General features: G+C 64.6%; 14 protein-coding genes and 9 pseudogenes. 10 read left to right on the top strand and 13 right to left on the bottom strand.

The genetic code is table 11. The features are described 5' to 3' along the window. Positions 1-218: 218 nt before the first annotated feature. Positions 219-445 (top strand): annotated as a pseudogene (locus MKCMC460_RS30780) (FAD-binding protein); the annotation flags it as partial. Here the strand turns inward: MKCMC460_RS30780 and MKCMC460_RS30775 are convergent. Continuing rightward, on the bottom strand, positions 442-2,361 hold the full coding sequence (locus MKCMC460_RS30775; protein WP_238306167.1) for an ABC transporter ATP-binding protein/permease: 1,920 nt from the start codon (positions 2,359-2,361) through the stop codon (positions 442-444). The pseudogene MKCMC460_RS30780 and the gene MKCMC460_RS30775 overlap by 4 nt on opposite strands. 80 nt (positions 2,362-2,441) lie before the next feature. On the opposite strand from MKCMC460_RS30775, the pseudogene MKCMC460_RS30770 reads away from it, so the two are divergent. After that, positions 2,442-2,799: pseudogene (locus MKCMC460_RS30770) on the top strand (thiamine pyrophosphate-binding protein); the annotation flags it as partial. On the opposite strand, the pseudogene MKCMC460_RS32005 reads toward MKCMC460_RS30770, so the two are convergent. Next, positions 2,776-3,358: pseudogene (locus tag MKCMC460_RS32005) on the bottom strand (2-oxoacid:acceptor oxidoreductase family protein); the annotation flags it as partial. The pseudogenes MKCMC460_RS30770 and MKCMC460_RS32005 sit on opposite strands and share 24 nt — an antisense overlap. 420 nt (positions 3,359-3,778) lie before the next feature. Beyond that, positions 3,779-5,470, bottom strand: coding sequence for a PE family protein (locus MKCMC460_RS31610; protein ID WP_264917178.1), 1,692 nt, complete (start codon positions 5,468-5,470; stop codon positions 3,779-3,781). Between MKCMC460_RS31610 and MKCMC460_RS30750 the strand changes: the two are divergent. The 3 genes and pseudogenes from MKCMC460_RS30750 to MKCMC460_RS30740 form a co-directional block, all read left to right on the top strand. Beyond that, a pseudogene (locus tag MKCMC460_RS30750) lies at positions 5,450-6,229 on the top strand (tyrosine-type recombinase/integrase); the annotation flags it as partial. The gene MKCMC460_RS31610 and the pseudogene MKCMC460_RS30750 overlap by 21 nt on opposite strands. Continuing rightward, the gene (locus MKCMC460_RS30745) at positions 6,226-6,540 is read left to right on the top strand and encodes a helix-turn-helix transcriptional regulator (protein ID WP_033720586.1); all 315 of its coding nucleotides are present in this window, start codon (positions 6,226-6,228) and stop codon (positions 6,538-6,540) included. The pseudogene MKCMC460_RS30750 and the gene MKCMC460_RS30745, both read left to right, overlap by 4 nt. Positions 6,541-6,573: 33 nt before the next feature. Beyond that, complete coding sequence (locus MKCMC460_RS30740) at positions 6,574-8,211, top strand: site-specific integrase (protein ID WP_186246552.1); 1,638 nt, start codon at positions 6,574-6,576, stop codon at positions 8,209-8,211. Positions 8,212-8,269: 58 nt separating this feature from the next. Here MKCMC460_RS30740 and istB read toward each other — a convergent pair. The 8 genes and pseudogenes from istB to MKCMC460_RS30705 form a co-directional block, all read right to left on the bottom strand. Then, positions 8,270-8,923: pseudogene (gene istB / locus MKCMC460_RS30735) on the bottom strand (IS21-like element helper ATPase IstB); the annotation flags it as partial. Then, a pseudogene (locus tag MKCMC460_RS30730) lies at positions 8,923-9,486 on the bottom strand (IS21 family transposase); the annotation flags it as partial. The pseudogenes MKCMC460_RS30730 and istB, both read right to left, overlap by 1 nt. 44 nt (positions 9,487-9,530) lie before the next feature. Further along, positions 9,531-9,764 (bottom strand): hypothetical protein, encoded by a 234-nt coding sequence (locus MKCMC460_RS30725; protein ID WP_238304753.1) that lies wholly within the window; start codon positions 9,762-9,764, stop codon positions 9,531-9,533. A gap of 65 nt (positions 9,765-9,829) precedes the next feature. After that, on the bottom strand, positions 9,830-11,743 hold the full coding sequence (locus MKCMC460_RS30720; protein WP_238306164.1) for a tyrosine-type recombinase/integrase: 1,914 nt from the start codon (positions 11,741-11,743) through the stop codon (positions 9,830-9,832). Continuing rightward, positions 11,709-12,788 carry a tyrosine-type recombinase/integrase gene (locus tag MKCMC460_RS30715; RefSeq protein ID WP_236981470.1) on the bottom strand — a complete coding sequence of 360 codons (1,080 nt, stop codon included), beginning with the start codon at positions 12,786-12,788 and terminating at the stop codon, positions 11,709-11,711. Before MKCMC460_RS30715 ends, MKCMC460_RS30720 begins: the two co-directional genes overlap by 35 nt. 96 nt (positions 12,789-12,884) lie before the next feature. Further along, positions 12,885-13,568 (bottom strand): annotated as a pseudogene (locus MKCMC460_RS30710) (DDE-type integrase/transposase/recombinase); the annotation flags it as partial. Between the two features lie 73 nt (positions 13,569-13,641). After that, positions 13,642-13,941: a DUF4189 domain-containing protein gene (locus tag MKCMC460_RS32000; protein ID WP_370653225.1), complete on the bottom strand. Its 300-nt coding sequence runs from the start codon at positions 13,939-13,941 to the stop codon at positions 13,642-13,644. A 681-nt stretch (positions 13,942-14,622) separates the two neighbouring features. Next, on the bottom strand, positions 14,623-14,916 hold the full coding sequence (locus MKCMC460_RS30705; protein ID WP_238306163.1) for a metal-sensitive transcriptional regulator: 294 nt from the start codon (positions 14,914-14,916) through the stop codon (positions 14,623-14,625). Between the two features lie 1,409 nt (positions 14,917-16,325). Between MKCMC460_RS30705 and MKCMC460_RS30700 the strand changes: the two genes are divergently transcribed. Beyond that, positions 16,326-16,991 (top strand): DUF1326 domain-containing protein, encoded by a 666-nt coding sequence (locus MKCMC460_RS30700; protein WP_238306161.1) that lies wholly within the window; start codon positions 16,326-16,328, stop codon positions 16,989-16,991. Between the two features lie 291 nt (positions 16,992-17,282). Here the strand turns inward: MKCMC460_RS30700 and MKCMC460_RS30695 are convergent. Beyond that, positions 17,283-17,574, bottom strand: a pseudogene (locus MKCMC460_RS30695) (ATP-binding protein); the annotation flags it as partial. Between MKCMC460_RS30695 and MKCMC460_RS30690 the strand changes: the two are divergent. From MKCMC460_RS30690 to MKCMC460_RS31995, 4 genes and pseudogenes are all read left to right on the top strand, one after another. Beyond that, positions 17,566-17,795, top strand: a pseudogene (locus tag MKCMC460_RS30690) (ATP-binding protein); the annotation flags it as partial. The pseudogenes MKCMC460_RS30695 and MKCMC460_RS30690 sit on opposite strands and share 9 nt — an antisense overlap. A 696-nt stretch (positions 17,796-18,491) precedes the next feature. Then, positions 18,492-18,791 carry a PE family protein gene (locus tag MKCMC460_RS30685; RefSeq protein WP_264891048.1) on the top strand — a complete coding sequence of 100 codons (300 nt, stop codon included), beginning with the start codon at positions 18,492-18,494 and terminating at the stop codon, positions 18,789-18,791. Between the two features lie 12 nt (positions 18,792-18,803). Next, entirely contained in the window at positions 18,804-20,045 is a 1,242-nt protein-coding gene (locus MKCMC460_RS30680) for a PPE family protein (protein ID WP_289624956.1), read from the top strand. A 732-nt stretch (positions 20,046-20,777) separates the two neighbouring features. Next, positions 20,778-23,312: a zinc-ribbon domain-containing protein gene (locus MKCMC460_RS31995; RefSeq protein WP_370653218.1), complete on the top strand. Its 2,535-nt coding sequence runs from the start codon at positions 20,778-20,780 to the stop codon at positions 23,310-23,312. A 158-nt stretch (positions 23,313-23,470) separates the two neighbouring features. Here the strand turns inward: MKCMC460_RS31995 and MKCMC460_RS30675 are convergent, their stop codons facing one another. After that, complete coding sequence (locus MKCMC460_RS30675) at positions 23,471-23,671, bottom strand: metal-sensing transcriptional repressor (RefSeq protein ID WP_370653224.1); 201 nt, start codon at positions 23,669-23,671, stop codon at positions 23,471-23,473. Positions 23,672-23,917 lie beyond the last annotated feature (246 nt).

Here is a 23,917-nt window from a genome sequence, read left to right as displayed (position 1 = left end):
CCACCTTGCCCTGTCGGAGACGCGACGACATCCAAGCCGCCCTCGACGCCGCCCGAACCGGTCCCAGCGACATCGCCGGTGAACTGGCCCGACTCCAGGGCCGGCTCAGCGCCGCCCCGGTGCGGCCCGCGCTCGACGCCGGCACAGACACCGATAGCCGCCACATCGTCACCGCTGCAGCCACTCACGAGGAGACCGGCCGTGATCATCCGCATCCTAGGGCGATGTATGCAGGGTTCACATCGGCGGTCTGGCCACTTCCATGGACGGGCAGGTCCTGCGCGAAGACGGTTCGGTGATCCCCGGCCTGCACGCTGCGGGAGCGTGCGCCTCCAACATCGCCCGGGACGGAAAGGGATACGTCAGTGGCACCCAGCTGGGGGAGGGCTCGGTCTTCGGGCGCCGCGCCGCAGCGCACGCGGCGGGGGTAGCGCAGGGCGGTTAGACCTGCGCGGGCTCCTTTTCCACCGGGACCAGCCGCCACCGTCCGCCGCCGAGCAATTCGAGCTGTTGTTCGTGGTGCTGCTCGACGGTGGGCCGATGGCTGACACTGACCACGACGCATTCCGGCAGTTCGCTCCGCAGCAGCTGATACAGGGCGAATTCCAGCCCCTCGTCGAGCGCAGATGTCGCCTCGTCGAGGAATACGGCTCTGGGTCTGGTGAGCAGGATGCGGGCAAACGCGACGCGTTGTTGCTCGCCGGGGGAGAGCACCTTCGCCCAGTCCCGTTCTTCGTCGAGCCGGTCACGCAGCGGGGCGAGCGCCACCTTCGTCAAGGTGTTCCACAGCAAGTCATCCGGGACGTCATCCGGTGAATTCGGGTAGCACACCACGGTGCGCAGGTTGCCCAGGGGCACATACGGCAGCTGTGACAGGAACATCGTCGCGTTCTCGCCGTCGGGGCGGCAAAGGGTTCCCGACGCGTAGGGCCACAACTCGGCCAGGCTGCGCAGCAGCGTCGTCTTGCCGGCGCCGGAACGCCCTGTGATCACCAGTGCTTCGCCACAGTCCAACTGCACATCCAGCGAGTCGATCAACTGGTCGCCGGCAGGTGTGCGCACCTCGACGTTGGCCAGCTCGACGGCCACCTCTTCGCTGGGTTTGACCAACAGTGAGGGGAGCGCCCGGCCCTTGGCGTTGGCGTCGACCAGACCGTGCAACCGGATGATCGCCGCCCTGAAGGCCGCGAACGCGTCGTAGTTGTTGCGGAAGAACGACAGCGAGTCGCTGATGCTGCTGAATGCTGTCGCCGTCTGGCCGACATCACCGAAGTCGATCTGGCCCGAGAATAGCCGCGGCGCCTGAATCACCCACGGCAGCGGGACGATTGCCTGCGACGCGGACCAGTTCCAGCCGTTGAAGATGATGGTTCGGCGGACGAACTTGCGGTAGTTGTCGATGATCGGGGTGAACCGTTGCCACAGTTGGGCACGCTCGACTCGCTCGCCGCGGTAGAAGCCCACCGCTTCCGCGGCGTCGCGGAGCCGCACCAGGGCGTAGCGGAACGCGGCGTTGAGTTTCTCGTTGTTGAAGCTGAGCCAGATCAGCGGGCGCCCCAGCCAGACCGCGACCACCGTCGCGATCAGCACGTAGACCAGCACGGTCCAGAACATGGCGCGCGGGAATACGACACCGAAGAGATCCAGATTCCCGGACAGATTCCACAGGATCGCGGCAAACGAGGTCACCGAGGCCACCGCGTTGACGGCGCCGAAGAGCAGGGTGCTTCCGGTGCCGTTGGACGGGATATTCGGGGTACCGCCGACGTTGGCGGTGAAGATGTCGACATCCTGCTGGATGCGCTGGTCCGGGTTGTCGATGGTGTTGTCGATGAACAGATCCCGGTAGTAGGCCCTGCCCGCCAACCAGTCATCGGTGAGGTGGGCGGTCAGCCACATGCGCCAGGCGACGATGAAGCGCTGCGTCAGGTAGACGTCGGCGGCGAACCGGACGATATACAAGGTCGCCAGCACGCTGAATATTGCGATCGACATCCAAAAGCCATGAATCCCAGATTGTTTGACGTCTCCGGCGCCGGCTGCCATGCCTTCCACCGCCTTCTGCACGGCAGTGTACAAATCGTTGCCCTGGTAGCTGAGCAATACCAAGAGACGCACCGAGAGGAGCACCGACAGCAACAGCACAGCGAGCCACGCCCACACCTTGACGCTCGCCGGGCCGGAAAAGTAGCCACCGGTGATCCGCCAGAATTGCCGGCCCCAGGGGGTGAAATACCGGAACGCGGCCAGCACGGCCAGCGTGCACACGGCGCCGATCGCCCACGCTATGCCGACCCAGCGCAAGGAATCCACAAACGCCGAGGACCAGTCGATGGATGGTTTGAACGGCGTGGGACCCAACGTCGACGTCTCCTTGGTTACAGGCGGGTTGCAGGCCTTTCCCGCGAAACTAGGCGAGTGAATATCGATGGGCTGCGGGGATGGGCATCGATGCTCCCACCAGCCAGACCGTACATGCCGGGCAGGCTTGTCGCACGCCGGCTCAAGGCCAGCAGTGTGGACACGCTATTCACGCTGTCGGGCGGCCACCTGTTCTCGATCTACGAGGGCTGCCGTTACGAGGGTATCCGGCTGATCGACACCCGCCACGAGCAGACTGCGGCCTTCGCCGCCGAGGGCTGGTCGAAGGCCACCAGGTCGCCGGGCGCGGCCGCGCTCACCGCGGGTCCGGGCGTCACCAATGGGATGAGCGCGATGGCGGCCGAACAGCAGAATCAGTCGCCGCTGGTGGTACTCGGCGGCCGCGCCCCCGCGCAGCGGTTGGGCAAGGGGTCGCTGTGCCATCATCTCCGGGGTGAGGGTGCGGACAAAGTCGGGTGCGCCCGCGGGCACGATGGGCGCGACGCGGTGCAAACCCTCCAGTGCGCGGTCCACCGCCAGCAGCTCACGGTGGAGCAGGTCGGCTCCGCGGTTGCCGTACGTTTTCCCCACCGATTCCTTGATGCGGGTAATCGCCTGCTCATGCGGCAGCACCGCCGAGACCGCGAAGAAACAGGTCTGCAGGATGATGTTGATCCGCCCGGCGAGCCCGACCTCGCGGGCGATCCGGCCGGCATCGACGGCATACAGCGTGATCCGCTTGTCGACGATCTGTTCCTGCACCTGCCGCGACAGCGCGTCCCATCCTGGTCGGGCTGATGCCGGCAATTCAGCAGCAGGGTTCCCCCTCGGCGGCAGGCCCGAGGACGTCGAGCTTGTCGAGGAACAGGAACTGTTGGCAGCCAACGACGGCGTGGGTCACCAGGTAGGGCGCCCGCATTGGGTGGGGCCCGAACCGCAGGTGCGAGACCGTCTGTGAGACCGACTTCTTCGCGTCGTAGACGAAGTAGCCCTGCGGCGAAAGCCGTCTGGATCCTCGAACTTCCTGGCCGTAGCGGAACGATTCATCTGATGCATCATTGCCCAGGCTTTGCCTGCTCATGCGTCGACTTGAAAACCTCTTGGGCAGTGCATAAGTCATTCATCGTCAAATTATCGGCAAATTAGCTGACATCGAATTGCTTTACAGAACAACATGATAGCGAATACGGCACAGATCATTGGATATCGGCGATATCAATAACTGTCGAATTCCCGCAGGGCCGAAACATCCTGTAGTGGCGCGCCAGCATAGACGATCCAGGCCTCAGTAAAATGGCTGTCCAAGACAGCAATACTCGTCGCAGAGTCCTTGGCACTACTGGTGTACAGCAAAGGGCATCTGGTGCCGCCGGACGAGCTTGGCATGCGGGCGGTCAGGCCCTAGTCCAGACTCCGGTCAGCCGGCTTTACCGGACAAACCATCGGCGCCCTTGCCGCCGGCGGTCCCACTGCCGCCGGGCGTTCCCCCTGTTCCTGGGGTGCCTGCCCCGCCGCCGATGACTCCGCTACCACCTGCCCCGCCGGTTCCGCCGGCGCCGGCGCCACCCGAAATGCCCATCTGGCCGAACAGTCCGCCAGCGCCACCGAGGCCACCGGTGCCGCTGCCGCCACCGGTGCCGCCGTCACCGCCGGCGCCGCCAGTGCCGCCATTGCCCGCGTCGCCGCCGAACGTGGCACCGGCAGAACCGCCGATGATGTTGCCTCCGCCGCCGCCGACGCCGCCGGCGCCCCCAGTCCCGCCGTGGCCGCCGTGGCCGCCCACACCGGCATCGCCGCCGGCGCCGCCATCACCGAAGAGCCCGCCTGCACCGCCGTTACCGCCCGCGCCACCGGCCCCGCCGGTACCGCCGACGCCGCCGGCGCCACCGGCACCGGCGTTCCCACCGTTACCGGCAACGGCCCGCTGGCCGCCGCTGTCACCGGCCAATGCCCCCCTGCCGCCGTCGCCGCCTATACCGCCAGTTGCTCCGACGCCGCCATCGCCGCCGGTGCCGCCGACGCCACCTGCACCTCCCGCACCGACCAGCAGGCCGCCATGGCCACCGGTACCGCCCGCGCCCCCCGCACCGCCGGTGCCGCCCGACATACCTGCCGCCGCCGCGCCGCCGGACCCACCGGCGCCGCCTTGGGCAATTGAATTAGCGCCGAATGTGGAGGCGTTGCCCGCGTTGCCGCCGTCGCCGCCCGATCCACCGGGAGCCCCACCATTCGTCCCGTTGCCGCCATCACCGCTGGTGGCGACAGCGTTCGTACCGGTTGCGGAAGCTTTTCCACTCGCTCCGCCGGCTCCCCCGTTGCCGCCGGCACCGCCCGTGCCCCCATCGCCGGATATCGCTTCATTGCCGGACGAGGCGTTTGCCTCACCACCGGTACCGCCCGTGCCTCCGGTAACGCCGGCGCCGGCGGAGGCGCCGTCGCCACCGGTGGAACCATAGGCGCCTCCGGTGGCGCTGTTGAAGATGGTTCCGCCGGTGCTGCCGGTGGCAGCCTGAACGGTGATAACCGGGTTGTCCCCGATGGCCCCGGCCAGACCCGTGCCGCCCTGGCCGCCGGCGCCTCCGGTGCCGAACAGCATCGCGCTGCCCCCGTCGCCACCTCGCCCGGGCGCACCGCCGTTGACGCCCGCCACGGCCGCCCCACCCTGCCCGCCGGCACCGCCATCGCCGCGCAGCCAGCCCCCGGAACCACCTGTGCCGCCCAACGCGCCGGCCCCGCCCGCACCGCCAACCCCGCCGTTGCCGAACAATCCCGCGCTGCCGCCCGTCCCGCCGACCTGACCGGATCGCCCTGATCCGCCGTTGCCGCCGTTGCCCCACAGCAGTCCGCCGGCGCCACCGTTGGCGCCGCTGCCGGCGGCGCCATTCGCGCCGTCGCCGATCAACGGCCGCCCCAGCAACGCCTGCGTGGGGGCATTAACCACGTCCAGCAGCGTCTGTGCGGCATTGGCCGACTCGGCGGTCGCGTACGCGTCTGCGCTGGCGTTGAGAAGCTGCGCAAATTCCTGTTGGAATGCCGCGGCACGCGCGCTGAGCGACTGGTACGCCCAGCCGTGGCCACCGAACAACGTCAGATCTTCAAGGGGTTCCATCGGTTCCTGCAGACCCGGAAGGCGGCCGAGATCGAGGCCGCGTTCGGGGCACGGCTGGTGTGCCCGGTGGACGAGTTCAACGCCTCTCGGCATGTGGGCGACGACTCGCCGGCGGTTGCGGCGCCGCCGACCCCGGAGCGGGTGAGCGAGTTCTTCGAGTTCTTGAAGTCGAGGATTGCCACGGCGCGCAAGTACGGTCCGGCCGCGCGGGACTACGCGATGTTCCGGACCTTGTATCACGCTGGCCTGCGGTCGGAAGAGTCTGCGCTGTTGGAGATTCCGGACGTGCATTTTGGGCGTGGACCGTTCGGCAAGTTGCACGTGCGGTTCGGCAAGGCCGCCCACATGTCCGGTCCCCGGCCTCGGTGGGTGCCGATGCTGGACGGGCTGGACGTTCTGTTGCGCTGGTTCCTGGCCGATGTGCGCCGGAAGTTCCCGGACTCGCCGGTGCTGTTCGCCGACGAGTCCGGCGGCCCATTGCATCGTGGCACGATCCGCAACCGGTTGCGGTATTTGATGGAGCTTGAGGGCCGACCGGTCGCGGAGCGTTTCAGCCCGCATGCGTTGCGCCGTGCCTGTGCGACCCACAACTACGAGCGTGGGGTGGATCTGGTTGCGATTCAACAGCTTTTGGGGCATTGGACGGTGAGTTCGACCATGCGGTATGTGCGGCCGTCGGCGACGTTCATTGAGGACGCCTACCGGCGTGCGGTCACCTCGACGCTGGCCGAGCTGAGCGGAGAGGACGGGACGGGATGAAGATTCGATGGCGGTTGCGGATGGCCGCGGCCCAGCGCGAGGTGTGGACTGGCACCGAGCTGCGGCGGTTACTGGCCGAGCGGGCGGGTCTGGAGTTGTCGGCGGCGTCGGTGTCGGCGCTGTTGACCAAGGAGCCCAGCCAGATCAAGCTCTCAACGCTGATCGCGTTGTGCACCGCGCTGGACTGCACCCCAGACGACCTGTTCGAGGTCGACACCACCCCAGTCGAACAGCCCGCGGCCCCTGCGCGCCCGGTCGCCTCGGAGTTGAAGACCGCCACTGCGCGGGGCCGGTCGATGCCGCCGATGTAAACCCCACGGAGATTTCGGAATGGGTTGCGGCTGATGGGTAAACGGCAGAAAGACTGCCTCGACTGCGGAGCGCCGGTGGGATACATCGGCCGCGAGCACTGCTGCCGATGCACCCGCCGGTTACGGGTGCAGGCGGCCAAGGCGCGATGCCCAGGCTGCGGTCGAGACCGGATACTGCTGCCGGAGACGGACCGGTGCATGCTGTGCTCACGCCGCTGCCGCGAATGCGGTGGGCCGATCCGATTCCGCGGTGAGACGATGTGCCGCCCATGCCAGAAGCGGGCCACGCTCGCCGCAGCGAAGTCGCCGTGCCCGCGTTGCGGAAAGCCCGGCTATCTGCGGGAAGCGACCGGGTGGTGTGGCTCGTGCTCCCGGCCCGGCCCGTCAAAGGATCCACCCCGCATCTGTGCGTGCTGCGGTGAGTTGCGCCGCCACGCCGGGCGCGGCATGTGCGGGCGATGCTGGCAGCGCCACCCGGACCGGCCGTTCGTGCGCGGCGAGACACTGGCCGCTCGGCTCACCGAACCACCGGACTGGCTCGACGACTTCGTCGCGTATCTGGCCGCCCACCACTGCCCCGGTCGCGCCTGCGTGCTGATCACCACGCTGTCTCGGTTGCTCGAAGACGAACACCCCAACCACCCGCACGGCGTGCTCGAGCGGGCCCGCCGACCCGGCCGGTCGATGGGGTCACTGGCACGTGCCCTCGAGACGTTCTTCACCCAGCGCGGCCTGGCGATGGCCACCGATCAGGACCAGCGGCTCGCCGCCGGACGGCGCAAGAAGCGGATCGACGGCGCACCCGCCGGGATGCGCGCCGCTGTCGCGGTCTTCGCCGAGTTCATGCTGCGCTCTCGTGATCGGGCTCGGCGTGCGGGCACCCGGCCCCGTGCCGACCGAACCATCGAGTCAGCGTTGGCGATCGTGCGCGACCTCGCCTGCTTCCTCGATACCCAACGCGGCAAGCAAGATTGGGCACTGGTGGACGTCGCCGATATTGAGGCGTTTCTCGCTGAGTTGCCGAACACCCGTGCGCGACGTCTGACTGTGTTGGGGCAGTTCTTCCGGTTCGCCCGCAATCGCCGCCTGGTGCTCGTCGATCCGACGCGAGGCATCTCGGCCAAGCGCTACAGGGGATTTCGTGGCCGCACCCTCACCGTCACGCAACAACGAACACTGTTTCGCCGCTGGAGCGCCGACCCCGCGGCGCATCCGCACGAGGCCCTCTTCGGGCTTCTTGCCATATTGCACGGTGTCTCCAGCCGTGAGCTGCGCTTGCTGGAGGTCGACCACATCGACGCGAGTGATCGCACGATCCGCCTGGGCAAGCGCCCACACCGGGTGCCGTTGGACCCGGTCAGCTGGACCGCTGTGCAACGCAGTCTCGATCACCGCGAGACCCTGCGCACCAACAACCCGCATGTGATCGTCACCCGCGGTACCAAGGCCGACCGGCGACCGGCGTCCGAGGCGTATATGGCTCATCTGCTCGATCCGTGTGGCCTGCCACCCAAGATGCTGCGCACGACCCGACTGGCCGACCTGGTCAATACGATCGACCCGAAACTCGTAGCGGCAGCGTTCGGGATGAGACCCGAGGGAGCGATGATCTACCTCGCCGATCACCTCGACGAGGGCCGACTGCCCGACCGGCTCGCCGAACCCAGATAAGTGCGAACGTGTCACGTTTCGACGCCACTTCCGCACAGGTTCGCGCGAACAAGTGCGCTTTGCCGAACTGCTTGTTCGAGGTGACGATCAGGCTGGCCCGCTCGTAGCGGGAGGACACCAGTTGGAAGAACAGGTTGGCCGCTTCGGGTTCGAAGGGGATGTATCCGACCTCGTCGATGACCAGCAATGGGTAGCGGCCCAGGCGGACCAGTTCGGCTTGCAGCTTGCCGGCGTGGTGGGCCTGGGCCAGCGTGTTGACCCAGTCCGCGGCGGTGGCAAACAAGACCCGGTGCCCGGCCTGGCAGGCTCGGATCGCGAGGCCTATCGCGAGGTGGGTCTTGCCGGTGCCGGGCGGGCCGAGGAATACCACGTTGTCCTTGGCCACGACGAAGTCCAGGGTGCCCAGATGGGCGACGAGATCCCGCTTGAGTCCCCGCGCGTGGTCGAAGTCGAACTCCTCCAGAGACTTTCGTGCCGGGAACCGCGCCGCTTTGATGCGGCCCTCGCCGCCGTGGGACTCGCGGGCGGAGACTTCGCGTTGCAAACAGGCCACCAGGAACTCTTCGTGACTCCACGACTCGGCCCGGGCGCGTTCGGCGAGGCGGTCCACCGATTCGCGCAGCGTCGGCGCCTTGAGCGCTCGAGTCAGGTAGGCGACCTCCGCCGACAGATCACGGGCGGGCTTGGCTGCTTGGGGGCCGCGGGTGGCCATCACGCCACCCCACCGTCGAGGCCGTCGATCCCCAGCGCGGTGTCGTAGTCGCTCAACGTGCGCTGCTCGACGTCGAGTTCGGCGACCGGGCGTAGTACTCCGACCCGTTCGCGGCGCAGCGTCCGCGCTGCGGCCACGTGGTCGGGATCGGAGATCGTTTGGTGCCACCCCCAGATCCGTTCGTGATCGGCGACGACGCGTCCGTCGCAGAGCGCCCGGACCCGTGCCAGGTCGGCGATCACCTCGATGCGACGCCCGATCACCGACGGATGCACCGAGTAGTCGTTGCTGTCCAATCGGACGTAGTGATCCCGCGCCAACCGCACCGAGGACCGCCACCCGGTGGCCGGCGGGACCGGCGGCAAGGTGAGCATAGCGTGGCGGTCAGCGGCGATCCGCTCAGTCGGGGCGCAGCCCAACGCCCGGCGCTGTCGTGTGTTCACCACCGAAATCCACTGCTGCAGTTGACTGTTGAAGTCGGCCGGTGAGGTGAACGAGCGACCCGGTAGAAAGGACCGCTCCAAATGATCGTGACAGCGTTCGACTAGTCCCTTGGCCTCGGGTTATCCGGCTAATCTTGGCGCGGTTTCAGCTGTTGGGCGGTGTGTTAGTCGGCTTTTGGTTTTCGTAGGCGGCGGAGTTCTTCTTCGTGGCGGCGCACGGTGGTGGCGATGGTGTCCAGCGCGATGCGTAGGTGGGCGATCTCGGTGGTGAGTCCGGACAGGGTGTGGGCTTCCTTGCCGCGGGTGCGGTGTTCTTCGATGATTCTGCGTAGCTCGGAGTTGCGGTAGAGAGTGGCTCGGCCGAGTCCGGTGCGTGCCGCGACGTCATCGAAGGTCACTTGTTGTCCTTCGAGAATGATTGCCGCGCAAGCGTCTTCGACGTGTTGTCGGCGCTGTTGGGGTGTCATCCGGTCTGTGTCTGACTGATGTGGGCGTCGAGGCGTTCGATGAGTCGGCGGTGGCGTTCGGCTTCACCGGTCCAGCCGCGGGCTTCGGCGTCACGGGCCAGGGTTTCGGTGTCGGCGCGCTGAGCGGCCAGGACGGGCAGGTAGCCGGTATCGGTGCGGAAGTTGGGGCAGTGTTCGCAAATATTGGCGTAGGCGCACGGGCCTTGGACTTGGGCGCGGATGCAGAAGCCACCTGCCAGGCGGGCCTTGACCGCGGGCGCCTGTCTCCAGTCGCCGTCGAAGATCGGCAATTGGGTGCGCCCGTGGGGTGGCTCGGTGGGCAGGGTGCCCAGGTGGGCTTTCGCGGCGGCCAAGGCTCGCTCGTATTCGGTGCGCACGGTCGAGTCGAACAGCCGTCCGTAGCGCAGGCTCATCTCCGCCGAGAGATGGCCGAGCAAGGCCATCAGGCTCTGCAGGGATACGCCAGCGTTGACCAGTGCGGTGGCGTAGGTGTGGCGCAGCTGGTGTGGGGTGATGTGCGGCAGGCCGGCGTCGGCAGTAACGCGGGTCAGGACGTCGCGAAGGTGATCGGCGGTCAGGCGCCGACCGTGGTGGGTGAGCAGGTAGTCGGTGGGTCGAGCCGTGCGCGGGTGGGGCAACGGCCGTCCGGGTGAGCGGTGGGCGACGATGCGGTCGATCAGCGCGACGGTTTCCTCGTCTAGCGGCACCATGCGTTCGGTGTTCAGCTTGCCCAGCGGAACCTTCAGCCAGGCGCCTTGGCCGGGGATCTCGTGCACGCTGTCCAGTTCCAGGTCGACGAGCTCACCGATGCGCAAACCGGTCGCTCGTTGCAGCAGCAACGCATCAGCGGGCAGCCGCTCGGGCCAGGCCTGCAGCGCTTGAGTCAGGCGCCGGTCCAGATCGGGGGTCAGGTAGCGCGGCAACGGTCGGGGCAGCTTGGGGATATCGGAGCGAAACACCAGGCGCCGCTGCGGTGCTTCGGGCCAGCCCCATTCGGCGATGTTGTTGAGCAGGCAGTGCACTGCCAGGATCCGGCCGCGGCGCTCAGATGCCTGGATCGGTGCACCGGTGCGGGTGTTGGTCGCCTCGGCAGTCGCGGTCAGGTAGGTCTCAATGTGGCGGCGGCGGTCCAGGTCGGTCAAGCTCGTTAGCGTCGGGTCGACCGAGGCCAGATGCGCGGCGAAGTGGTTGAGCCGGGTTGCGGTGCCGGTGACCGTGCTGCGGCTGTGGGTGGCGGTCAACCGATCGAGGTAGGCCACAAACGAGCCGCGCAGCGCCGGGGTGGCATCCCGCATCCGTTGCGCAAAGCTCTGCCGTAGCAGGCTGGTCGCGTTGACCGGCTGTTCGGTGAACACACCGAGGTGAAACATGACCTGCCGGGCGGTGTGGGTGGCGCTGCTGTAGTGACGACTGGCTTTCCCTAGGCCGTGGCGGGCTGCGCTTGCGGCCAGCAAGTCGTCGAAATTGTTGTCGGTCAACGTATCCAACCGTCGGCCGGTCTGGATGAGTAGCCTGCCGATCACCTGTGATGCGGCCGCGCTGCGGGTGCGTTCGGTGAAGCCGAGTTCTTGCGCGGCGCCCAAGAACTCGGCCAGGTCCTCCGCTAACGGCCCCGGTGGCAGATGCCGCCAGAACACGGCCAGTTTGCGGTGGATCAGGTAGTCATAGCCGGGCCGCAGATAGCGGGCCAACATCAGAAACGTGACGAACGAGCGGGTGGGATGAGAAACGGTCAACCGCACTTCGAGCGGCTCACCGGCCCACCGCTGCGGATCAGGCCAGCGCCGCAGGAACGTTCGCGCGGCCGAGCCAAGGTTCACACTGGTCAAACCGAGCCGAGCGCAGTGTTCGTCGTAGGCGGCGAGCAGGTCGACCTCAGGTGCGGGTGCGTAGGCGAGCACGGGCGGCATCGAACTCCTCACGCAGAAACGTTGGGGCCAAATGGATGTAGGCGGCAGCGGAATCGACGTGGTCGTGGCCCATCAGCGCTTGGATCACCGACAGGTCGACCCCAGCCTCGGCCAGTGCGGTGCCAAACGAATGCCGTAACGCGTGTGGATGCCCTGCAGCGACACCGGAGCGCTCGCGGTGATACCGGAACACCGTGCGCAGCCCCGCAGGGGTCAGCGGCTGTCCGCGATGGGCGCCTTTGGCGACAACGAACAGTGCATCAGCGTCAGTTTCGGGGCGTTCAGCCAGCAGATAGGTTTGGATCGCACCAGCCACGTCGGTATCAATCGGCACCGAGCGTTCCTTGCCGCCCTTACCGAGCACCCGAACCCAGCGCCGCGCAATGTCGATATCGCTGACCCGCAGCGAAAGTACTTCCGCCGAACGCAGACCCGACAACAGCATCAACCCGCCGATCGCGCGGTCACGCCAGCTACGGAAGCTGCCCAGCAGCGCCGCAGATTCCTCCCGCGACAATCCGCGTGGCAACCGGCGCGGCTCACGGACCCGCAGCTGCGACCGAGACTTCGGTTTCGCCGTGTGCGCCAATAGCCCGGAACGCTCACTGCGCGAACGCAATCGGGCCGCCCGACCGCTACCGACCGGGTTACGCGCATCCGGGTCACGCATCTCCCGAAACGCAAACAAGCTCGAAATCGCCGCCAACCGCCGATTGATCGTCGCCGGCGCATACCCCTGATTACGGCCATCACGGATCGAATACACGTTGCCACCCGGCCGACCCGGCAACGTCGCCTCCCGACATGCCGTCAAGAACCGCAGCAGCACATCAACATTCACCTCCGCCAGAACCAACTGCTCGCCACTCAGCCACCGCGCGAACGCCAACAGGTCATAGGCGTAAGCACGGCAGGTCCGAGGGGAGAAATTACGGTCAGCCAGAAACCCCAGGAATTCATTCACCAACCCGAACTTCTCCGCGGCCGTCCCGCGCAACTGCCAGACGCCATCGTCGTCCACAGCCGCAGAGAGTTCCTTCGTCATGAGATGTACATATCTCATCTCGCACCACCACGGTCTAGAACCGCAGGAAAACGGCGTGTCGCGCGAAATCGATTATCCCGATTAGCCGGTTAAGAGAGGGTCACCCGGTTTGCAGACCAACACCTTGGTACCCAGCGTCCCCCGAAACGCTTGACACTGTTCGGTGAGCTCGACCTTCCCGGCCCGCCACCGCCCGATCGCGCTCTCACCGTCCCAGACCAGCACCCGCGGCACTGCGGCCAAGTTCTCGATCAGCTGCCACCAACCGGTGAACAGATCCGCCGCCGACCGCGTCGGGAGCAGCAGCGCCGAGAGCCACCGCGAATAGCCGGTGATCATCGTCAACACCGGCAGTAGCGCTGGGCGACGGACCTGTCCGAACCCGACCGGCAGATCGATCGGCGGGAACCACAAGTCGCATTGGGCGATCTCCCCAGCCACGTAACTCGTCCGACCCGCCGGATCCGGCGGCAGATACACCGGACGCAGCTCAGCGACCCGCTCCTTGAAAACCGTCAGCCCACGCGTCCAGCCGATCCGCTCGGCGATCACCGTCGCCGGCATCCTCGGATAGCTTTGCAGCAGTTCACGAATGCGCGGCTCGACCTCATCGACGATCGACCCCGCCGGCTCCCGTTGATACTTCGGCGGCCCGTCTGAGGCGATCGCCGCCCGCACCGTGTTCCTCGAAATACCCAACACCCGCACGATTGCCTTGATCGGCAACCCCTCCGCTCGATGCAGCCTGCGGATCTCAGCCCAGTCCTCCACGGATAACACCCCTTCATCTCCCTCGGCTCGGGTAAGCCGAGGATCAAACGCAGGGGGTCAAAATTCAGACGTCGACACGGGGTTATCTTTCAGGCGTCGCCGACAGTAACCGGTCCCCCCTTGATACTTTTGCGCCGTTGTAGGCCACTGCGCCGCATCGGGTGAAGCAGCTGCTGAGCCCTTTGCAGCCGTTAACCCCGCATTGCTGCATGGCTGTCACCTCCGCCAGTGCACTACTCACCTGCCGCCGCGCGATGCCGACTTCTCCGGTGGGGACATAAGCGATGGCTCCAAAGTAGATGCGCGGGGGGATGGGTAGCTCAGGGATCGAAACATCGTGGGCGACTCCAAGCGCGGCTCGACGCAGATACTCCGTCACCATTTCGTTGCTCCTTTCCAGCGATTGATTGGCTGGGTCCATCCGAGGTCCCATGCCGTACCCAACGGGGGTAGGGTTGGAAGTCGCCAGTTAGGGTTTGGAGATCACTACCGCCTAGCCGGTCAGGTGAAGGCTACGGGTGATGAGCCCAAAGCGTGGCTGGCATCCGGTGCTCGCCGGGCCGCACGCATCCCCGAGGGTGGTCGGGTGCGAAAGTGATTTCGTCGGGTTGCCCCAAGTAGCGCTCCGCGGCACAACCAGGGGAGGGGTGCCCGGTCCGTGAGCAGCGCCGCGAATGGGGGTGCGGGTTTGCCGCGGACCCCAGGCGTGGGGCCCATCAAATAGTTACTGATGTTGCAGAAATTGGCATTCTCCATCGTGCTCGCGACCGCAAACTCGGAGGTGGTGCGATCAAGGGTGGCGCTTAGACGTGAGGTAGAGCCGCGGGTCGGCGAGACGGTGACTGAGGTAACGGTGCGCAGCGCAGATGTCAACCGTGCGAAAATTTGTGACTGCACAATCCGATACTGCAGCCTCCGTGAATTGAGCTTAGAATCGTCGGAGGTGATCGATCGCTTTTGTTCACCAAGCCTCGCGATTGCTAACGGCAGCGGGTCGGCGAGGCGCAGTCGTCAACGTAGGCACAAATTTTGTGCGTCAGGATCTTGGCCCGCTGCCGATTGGCTAGGAGCGAACAAGCCGTGCGATCGCTGCGGAGGCTTCCCTGATTTTCACGTCCGCTTCTTTCCCTCCGCGGGCAACTGCTTGGCTTACGCAATAGTCAAGGTGATCGTCGAGCAGCTTCAGCGCCACGGACCGCAAAGAACTGCTGGCCGCGCTGATTTGCGTGAGGATGTCAATACAGTACTTGTCCTCGTCAACCATCTTCGCGATGCCGCGAACCTGGCCCTCAATTTTTCGTAATTGCTTGGCATAATCGTCTTTGTTCACCGCATATCCGTACGTCGTTTTCTTCACGCAAACTCCGGCTCGTTGATCATTGGTTCGCTACTCCATCGCCGCACGCTAACGCTGTGGACACTAACAACGCATTCTGGGCCAGTGTACCGAGTGGGTTTCCAGACCTCGCCGTAGACCAAACGGGCTGAACACAAGCGGTCGGTTGGGGCCAGCGGAAGTGATCGTCGCGGATGAGCTCCTGAAAAAGCTCGCGATCGACTGCATGCCACTCACGAATCAAAAGTTCGTTCGTTCGCGGATCACGCACGACTTCAGCACGCCAGGGTAGGCAGTCCGGGCATGCCAAGATCTCGTAGGCGTTCCCTGCGTCGTAAAAAGCGCACAGGTCAACGCTGCCGATCGGGGCGCCGAAGCCAATGTTCGATCGCGGGGGCTGTGGACGAATTCGGCGGTCAGTCAACCGCTGAGAGGTTGGTCGGTTCTTCGGAACGTCGTTGTCATCGACGAAGTCACCGGGTGTAAGTGGTCGGTGTAATCGTCGTTCAAGGCAGCCGATACAAAGCCGGCCGCAGACATCGCCGGCAGCCGCCCATAGCCGGTCCTCGACCCTGTACGTCTCATCCCAGGTGTCGTATTTACAAGCTGCGCAACGCAAGTCACGTAAGACCATCGTCCACCGATACGAAATGACGTTGCCGTTTGTGGTGGTGAAGTCGCGCCATCCGTGGGCGCCGCGAACGAGCGTGAGTGCGACGGCATTTCGTGGCAGGTGATGGCCCGGGCTATGGCCACCTCGACCTCGCAGAGATTTTCAACGACGGCATCGGTAACAGCGCCTTGACTTTCGAGTCGCCACCCGAGGCGGAATCCGGGCACTGGCCGATACTGGAAATCCATCACTCTACTTTTAACCCGAGTACGTGCTGAGGTCCACATGCCCGGTCACGACTACGGGCTCACGCTTCTGCGATCTGCGTTACAGAGCGCCCGACACAACCGCTTTGTCCTGAATGCTCGGACACACAACAGATCAAACTTCCTCTCGCGGCTGTCGGGCTCCCGGGTGAAAGCAGCTCACGCCTGACTCCGCCGCAACCACGTTGACCTACTTGACCTTTCGCACATTCGATCTTGTGACCGCTCCTGTTGGTTCCGGCTCTTTCGGAATGTTCGACCCCAGTAAGCTTTGCGGCTGGCGCTCGGGAGAAGTATTCATACGGCCTCGGTTTGGATGGCGTCGCCCCTGGGGTGCGCTCGACCTCGCTCAGCAGTGCCTGGGACCCGGCGCGTTGTCTGGGCGGGCGCTGCAGGGTCAGCGTAGGTACCGAGTACCCCGGGGGGGCTTACGCGCTGTTCATAGTTTCGGCAAGCCCAAACGTAGCGTCAGCACTTGCGCTGCGATCCGCGCCGCGCTAACCTCCCAAAAGTGATAGATACCCCCATGGGGTATATGAGAGGAGCGTGTTATGACATCGGTAACTCCACAGGTCGACTGGCATCTTCTTGGTGACTGGTTCGACGTATGCAGCTGCAAGTTGCCCTGCCCGTGCAGCTTTGCGCAGGAGCCGACCCATGGTGACTGCCTGTTCACGCTGGTCTGGCACGTGCGGGAGGGTCACTTCGGTGCGGTGGACCTCGCCGGTTTGAACGTTGTCTCCCTTGGCGAGTTCAGCGGCAACATGTGGGTCGAAGATCCGAACGCAAAGATGAAGCTGATGTTCTACATTGATGCCACCGCCGACCCCGACCAGCGCGACGCCTTGGAGCGAATCTTCACCGGCAGGGAAGGAGGCTGGCCGGCCCAGTTCGCGAGCCTGATCCAGGAATTGCGCGGTATCGAATCCGCACCCATCGAATTCGATGCCGCTGAAGATCTGCGCTACTGGCGGGCCGAAATTCCCGGCAAAGTCGACCTCCACGTCGCGGCCTTGACCGGTCCCACCTCCGATCCCGATCGGCGCGTCACTACCGCCAACGCACCGGGTGCCGAGGTCGGGCCCGGCCAGGTCGCCACCTGGGGCGTCGTGGAAAGGGATTATGCCCGCGGATTCGATTGGTCCCGCGAGTACCGCGGCGGCTCTAGCAAGCACTTCGCATTCGACTGGCGACCTGGAACCAACCAAGCGTCGTAGGCCCGCGAGCAAGCGAATCGGCATGGGCGATTTTTGTGCCGTTGCCTGGCTTGAGCGGGCACCCCATGTATCGCTAAAAATCGAGCTAGTCACGCGGTACATGAGGCGGCCTACACGGTTGTGTTGCACGTGCTGCTTGTCGCCGAAGATTTGGTTGTGCAGCCGTTGGCGCACCTGCGGTCGGCTATTGACCGATGAATCAAAGCGATTTGGCACTCGGCACTGCCAGTGATCGCGCTCATCGAGTATCCCTGGTCGTACTCGCCGGAATTTCTCACCTGTGAGCAGCGGTCAGTGTCGTTGTTGGCGGTTTCCGGCGGTGATTCGGCGCAGGGTTTCGGCGGCGGCTTGGTGGTCACGCAGACGGTAAGACTCGCCGTCGAGGTTGGTGACGACCGCGCGATGCAGCCGGCGGTCGAGCGTGGCGGCGGGCGGCCATGGTGGTGTCGCCGAGGATCTCACCCCAGGTACCGATCCCGCGGTTGGTGTGATCACGATGCTGGTCGTCAGGCACCGATGGGAGAGAAGCTGAGACAGCCCGAGCGGCGTCGGCGGGCAACGGAAGCTACCCGAGCTCATCGAGGTGGGCTTCGCACCACTCGACGACACCGGACCAACTGCTGTTCCGGCTTGTTGCTGGCGCCTACGAACGGGGATCCCTAGCCACCAGCTCACACTGGCCCTTCGAGCAATGGGGGCCCTTCCTGCTCGAGCAGACCACAGCCCTCAGCATCCTCGACCGCCTCCTGCACCGCCACCGTCGTCATCACCGACGGCAATTCCTACCCAATGAACGACGCCCAACAGCGTGTCGCAGCGTTCACCTACCGCCCGCGCCACGCGCAGCACCCGAAATCCAGCAAACAATCGCAGAATGCGCTGCGCGCACGACTAAGTATGTCGTGCGGGTCCACCTCACCAGAATCAGGCTGCGCCAGATGATTGATTTGCGATCGCCGACGGAATAGACGCTTGCCGAGACGGCCCCGATACCTGCAGGTAGCAGTACATCCTCTTGGGCTCGCTGCACGCCGTGCGTCGACATGCGTTCCATACTCTGCCGTTGCTCAATGTGGTTAATCCGCTGCGGTGGCGGTACCTGCTGCAACGAGTGGACATTTGGAGCTTGCCGTATTGATTCTTTGTGGTGCAAACCTTCTCGCGCCGCGTGTCACGTGGTGGGCGTCCGTCAATGCGGTTCATGCCGAAGGCTGCGGAGAAGGGGACGCGTTTGCCCATAGTCAAGCGATCGCACCCAATTCATATTAAATTCAAATCATATTTGAATCATATATGATTCATGGTGAATTCAAATGTTCCAGTTGATGCGAGGCAGCAAATGAATAATTACTGACTCAGCAGTGAACAAGGTGCCAGAACCCTGTGATGTTCCTACTCGCTTGGCTTAACTTGGCGGGGGATCGGCTCAGCGACGAGTGACGTGAGGTCATTCATCGCTGGGCTGCTGTTAACGCAAAGGGATTTGAGGGAGGACTCAACGTGTCGACCATTATTGCTGTGCCGGACATATTGGCCGGTGCATCGGGGGAGCTGCTGTCGATCAACGAGACGATGCGCGCGGGCAGTGCAGTCGCGGCGGGCCCGACGACCGCGGTGGTTCCGGCCGCCGCGGACTTGGTGTCGCTGTTGACCGCTACGCAGTTCGCCAATCACGCGCGGCTGTTTCAGGACATCAGTGCGCAGGCCGCAGCTGTGCAAGAGCAGTTGGCGACCACGCTGGGTGTCAGCGCCGGTTCGTATGAGATCACTGAGGCGGCCAACGCCGCCGTGGTTAGATAGGACAACGCAGTCATGGTGGATTTCGCAGCTCTACCGCCGGAGATTAACTCCGCGTTGATTTATACCGGACCCGGCTCGGGGCCGATGTTGGCCGCCGCGGCAGCTTGGGATGGACTGGCCGGCGACCTGCAGGCTGTTGCGGCCTCCTATGGAGCGGTGGTCACCGGCTTAGTCGACGGCCCGTGGCAGGGACCCTCGGCGGCGTCTATGGCGGCCGCGGCCACGCCCCAAATTTCATGGCTCAGCGCCACCGCCGAGCAGGCTCAACTGGCCGGCTCGCAGGCCGTGGCAGCGGCGAGTGCATATGAGGCAGCATTCCTTGCGACGGTGCCCCCACCAGTGATCGCCGCCAACCGAGCCCTGCTGGCGGCGCTGCTGGCGACGAATTTCCTTGGTCAGAACACTGCGGCCATTGCCGCTACCGAGACGCAATATCTCGAATTTTGGGCACAGGACGCGGCAGCGATGTACGGCTATTCCGCTGCATCGGCGGCCGCAGCAGACTTACCCCCGTTCACCCCGCAGGCGATCGCCACTACCCTGACCGGGCTTGGCCAACAAGTCAACGCGCAAATCAACGCCGTCAACTCAACACTGGCGGCGCAGGGATATCACGAGATACCAAAAGCCCTCAGCCAGCTGGCCGGGCTGACGAATACACCGCCCTGGCTCGCCAACCCCCAGGCAGCCCTCGGTCTGACCGGGAGCGCCTGGAACTCCAACGGCGACGGGATCGTCGTAGCCGGAGCGTTTGGCGACGTGCTGTCGAGCTTGACCGGATCTAATGTCTTGGATGCCAGCTCGCCTATCAATGGTTTCACGAGAATGATCTCACCTATCCGGCTGTTCGGCACGACCTTCAGGGACATAGACGGCCTGAGCCGTGCGTTTTTCCCAGCAGCCAAGGCGGCCGAGGGCGCCGCCAAGGCCGCCGAAGGTGCCGCTCACGCCGCAGCCAACGCGTTGCCGAACCTGGGAAGTGGTTTGGGCGGGATTGCGGGAGCCGTAGGTAACGCGGCCAAAGTCGGAGCAGTGTCGGTTCCGGCCAGCTGGGTCAGCACCCCGGTGGCAGCACCCATCAATGCCGCTCTTGGCGGTCTCACGTCCGGCGCGGCCGCTGAAGGCGGTACCAGTGCCTTCGGTGGGTTACCGATCATGCCCGGCGCCGGGGGCGCGCGCACCGTTGCCAACTTTGCTGCTCCCCGATACGGATTTAAGCCCACCGTGATCGCCGCCCCGCCGTCGGCGGGATAGGAAAGGCGATAGATCACGACTACGCAGCGCGTTGGCTGCGGTCAGTGCGCAGCAAATCAGGGAATTGCTAGCGATTGACCGGTTTTGCAGCCTCGATTTTCGAGCCGCCATACGCACTGAGGGCGGTCAGCCCCCTGCCGCCTAGCGCTGATCCGCGCTAACGAGTGACACCGACGAGCGACCGCGGCATGGCGTCGAACCTGCTCAATCGCGCGGTGCTGTCGCGCGGACCTATTATTTTAGTTAGGTTGAATCGTGGCGAGCGAAGCCGAGACCTGCAAGTCGCTCGCGGTTCGGTACCCCCTGCAGGCCCGCGAATGGCGACCGAAAATACGCGGGAAAATCGGGCCGGGTGATGTCCGTTCGCGGAGCAACGGCGAAGAGTGGTGGGGTTGAATGTTGAAGGAAGTGTTCCTGCTGCGGTGCCATATGGAAATTCGTCATCAATAACCAGCTCACCGGGCAACGCTTGGGTTGTCAGTCCTACCCCCGCAAACGGCTGGTCAAGACGGCGCATCAACTGCGGTCGGGTGCCCCACAGGCCCACCGGAACCCGACCATCGCGGCAGAGCTTCATCTCGCCGGCGACGGCGTCCGACAGGCAACATCTATTTTCCCTATTCACACACCAATGTCTGGGGGTGACGCGCTAAGTGCGGCCAGATTTTCAAAATACCGCCGCGCCGGACGGCAGCACCGTTTTGTGCTCGTCCACCGTGCGCCTATCGCAGGGTGGGAGAACAGCTGCGTACGCCCATAGCCGGGGAATCCCTGCGAGACTGGCATCCCGAGGTGGCCGCTGAGTGGCATCCCACCCGAAACGGTCAGACCGGGCCCGACGCCGTCAGTCACGCCAGCGGATTCCGGGCATGGTGGCTGTGTCGCAAACCCGGCGGCGGTCACGAATGGCGCACCGCCGTGGCCAACCGGACGACCGGGAAACGTTCGGGTTGTCCGGTGTGCAGCCGCGTTGCGAAGTACCAGCCGGCGCCAGGGAAATCGTTTGCTGATCTGTACCCTGAACTGCTCACGGAATGGCATCCGACGTCGAATGTGGACCTAGATCCTAGGCGGATCAAGCCCGGGTCCTCGGCCTCTGCGTGGTGGTTGTGCAGCGTGTGTGGACACGAATGGGCGGCGATCGTCGCGGCGCGGGCCACCGCTGGTACTGGTTGTCGGCTGTGCAGCCACAAGATGCGCGGGAATCTAAGACGCACGCCACCAGCCCAAAACTCGCTTGTCGAGGTGTATCCGCAGGTCGTGGCCGAGTGGGACTGGGAGGCCAATGAAGGGGTCGATCCGGCGACCTTGAGACCCGGCACGGACCTCAATGTCTGGTGGAGATGCGCCCGGCGCGGACACCGCTGGCAGGCCCGCGTCTCCGCCAGGACCGGCAAGGCGACGCGCTGCCCGCGGTGTGTGCACCTGCCTGAGCCCGGAGAGTCGTTTGCTGATCTCAATCCAGAAAGGGCCCTCGAATGGCACCCGATACGAAACGGAGACCGCCGCCTCGAAGAGTTTAAGCCCGCCAGCGGTTTTAAGGCTTGGTGGAAATGCTTGGCCCGCGGACACGAGTGGCAAGCGTCGATCGCCAAGCGCAACGGGCCTCGCGCTTCGTCCTGTCCAACGTGCACGATGTGGGGTACCTCCGCCGCCCAGATCAGGATCGCCTACGAACTCATCGCGGTAGGCGTCCCCGTGGTGCTCAACCATCCCAAGATTCCAGTCACAGGTCGCCGGCCGGTCGCCGCCGACATCGTGGTGCCCGGCATGAAGGTCATCATCGAATACGACGGCAGTTATCATCATGCCGTTGCGGACGCATTCGAACGTGACTGCCTCCAAACCGCTTTGTTAACCGCGGCTAGTTGGACCGTCGTGCGTATCCGGCCCGAGCCGTTGGTACCGATCGATAGCCAAAGCGTGCGGGTGGCCGCCAACGCCACCATTAAGCAGATCGCTAGCGCAGTTGTGCGCAAACTGTCTCTTCTGGGGCACACGCCCTCGAATCTGGATGGTTATCTTGCTGATGACGAGTTATGGGCTGGTGGCGAGGCTGACCGCGCTGTGCTGCATTTCAAATCACGAAGCCTGCTCTATGAGTTCCCGAGAATTGCCGCCGAGTGGCACCCTACGCGCAACGGATCTCGCACTCCCCGAGATGTGAACCCGGGCAGCAAGCTTCCCGTCTGGTGGCAGTGCGCAGAATGTGGGCACGAATGGCGGGTACGGCCTGGGCATCGAACGAAAGCCGGCGGCACTGGATGTCCACAATGTGCCGCCAGCCGCCGTGCGCGACAGAATCGGACCCCCAAGCCGGGAAAGTCGATGGCTGAGATACATCCGCACCTCCTCAAAATCTTCCACCCAACCAGGAATGGGGATCTCGACCTGCGCGCTCTGAACGGAGGAACAACACACGAAATCTGGTGGCTTTGCCCCGACTGCGGACATCAGTGGAGGACAGGGACCGCCAGACGCTCCGGTTGCCGCCCGTGCGCCTCAAAGCGACAGGGACAAAAGGCCGCCAGACCCAGAGCAGGTCAATCATTGGCCGACCTTCACCCAGCCATCGCTGAGCAGTGGCACCCGACCAAGAACAAGAATCTGCTTTCCTCCCATGTTCGTGAGGGCTGCGCCACACCCGTGTGGTGGTTGTGCGCGGACTGCGGCCACGAATGGCGACGAAGCCCAGGGGCACGTGTTGCTAACAGGTCGGGATGCCGGTGCTGCGCCGCCGGCAAAGCAGGTGCTGCCAGAATGATGCCCGCTCACGGTGAGTCGCTGGCTGATACTCATCCACACCTCGCTGGCGAGTGGATCCCTGAGAAGAACCCAGGGTTGTCGCCAACATCGGTGAAGGCCAACAGGTTCGAACGAGCATGGTGGCGTTGCTCAAGATGTGGGCACGCTTGGAATGCTCGAGTCGACACCCGCGCTCTTCTAGGCTACGGATGCATGAAGTGCGCGTTGACACGACTTAGCATCACAAATAGGAGGCCTCTGCCGGGACGTTCGCTGATAGAGGTGAAACCCGAACTACTGCCGCTCTGGCACGCAACCCGCAACACCGACATCAAACCCCGAGACCTGAACCCCAACAGTCACACCCGCGTGTGGTGGCAATGCCCCGCTTGCGGCTATGAGTGGCAAGCAGCCCCACGCCAAACGGGTTGCCGGCCATGCGGAATGAAACGGGTCAAACAGCAGACAGACCATGCCAGCTCCGGGCCGCTTTCGCTGCGGGCCCAGGGGTCGTCAGCATGACCGGCTATGTTGAAGCGGCGCGTCGGCGCGTCGGCGCGACGTGAACGCTCCGCGTGGCGGCGACAAGGTTGGCTGATGTATAGGCGCGAAGTGCAAGGTGTCAGCATGACGCGGATTTGTTGAGCCGCGTTAGCGCTATTGGCTCGCGACCGAATCGGCTAGGAACGAACGAGTCGTGCGAGGGCCGCGGGGGCTTCGCTTAGTTTCACGTTCGCTTCTTTTCCTCCCCGGGCAACCGCTTCGCTTACCCGATCGTTGAGGTGATCATCGAGCAGCTTCGGAGCCACAGGCCGAAGGGCACTGCTGGCCGCGCCGATTTGAGTAAGGACGTTGTTACAGCACTTATCCTCGTCAACCATTTTCGCGATGCGCCCCCTACCGTTGGAAATTGGCCCCGCGGTCTTGAACTTGGCCCTCATTTGGTCGCAATTGCCTGGCATAATTGTCTTTATTCGTCGCATATCCATACGTCGTTTTTGCACATGAACTTCGGCTCGTTGATCATTGATTTCGCTACCCCATCGCCGCATGCTATCGCAGTGAACACACCAACACTTCTGTGGTCAGTGTCACGACTGGGGTGCAACTGAGACGTCAAGTGGGCG

Source organism: Mycobacterium sp. 20KCMC460, from assembly GCF_022179425.1.
Lineage (GTDB): Bacteria > Actinomycetota > Actinomycetes > Mycobacteriales > Mycobacteriaceae > Mycobacterium > Mycobacterium kiyosense.
This window is presented reverse-complemented; position numbering and strand designations above follow the sequence as displayed.

What these genes read in the sequence shown, in the direction of transcription:
- MKCMC460_RS30720 (WP_238306164.1), bottom strand. Translation starts at nt 11,743, where the DNA reads ATGCCGCCCGTGCTCGCCTACGCACCCGCACCTGAGGTCGACCTGCTC.
- MKCMC460_RS30700 (WP_238306161.1), top strand. Translation starts at nt 16,326, where the DNA reads ATGACATCGGTAACTCCACAGGTCGACTGGCATCTTCTTGGTGACTGG.
- MKCMC460_RS30675 (WP_370653224.1), bottom strand. Translation starts at nt 23,671, where the DNA reads ATGGTTGACGAGGATAAGTGCTGTAACAACGTCCTTACTCAAATCGGC.
- MKCMC460_RS30740 (WP_186246552.1), top strand. Translation starts at nt 6,574, where the DNA reads ATGGGTAAACGGCAGAAAGACTGCCTCGACTGCGGAGCGCCGGTGGGA.
- MKCMC460_RS30745 (WP_033720586.1), top strand. Translation starts at nt 6,226, where the DNA reads ATGAAGATTCGATGGCGGTTGCGGATGGCCGCGGCCCAGCGCGAGGTG.
- MKCMC460_RS30680 (WP_289624956.1), top strand. Translation starts at nt 18,804, where the DNA reads ATGGTGGATTTCGCAGCTCTACCGCCGGAGATTAACTCCGCGTTGATT.
- MKCMC460_RS30715 (WP_236981470.1), bottom strand. Translation starts at nt 12,788, where the DNA reads ATGACGAAGGAACTCTCTGCGGCTGTGGACGACGATGGCGTCTGGCAG.
- MKCMC460_RS31610 (WP_264917178.1), bottom strand. Translation starts at nt 5,470, where the DNA reads ATGGAACCCCTTGAAGATCTGACGTTGTTCGGTGGCCACGGCTGGGCG.
- MKCMC460_RS32000 (WP_370653225.1), bottom strand. Translation starts at nt 13,941, where the DNA reads ATGGTGACGGAGTATCTGCGTCGAGCCGCGCTTGGAGTCGCCCACGAT.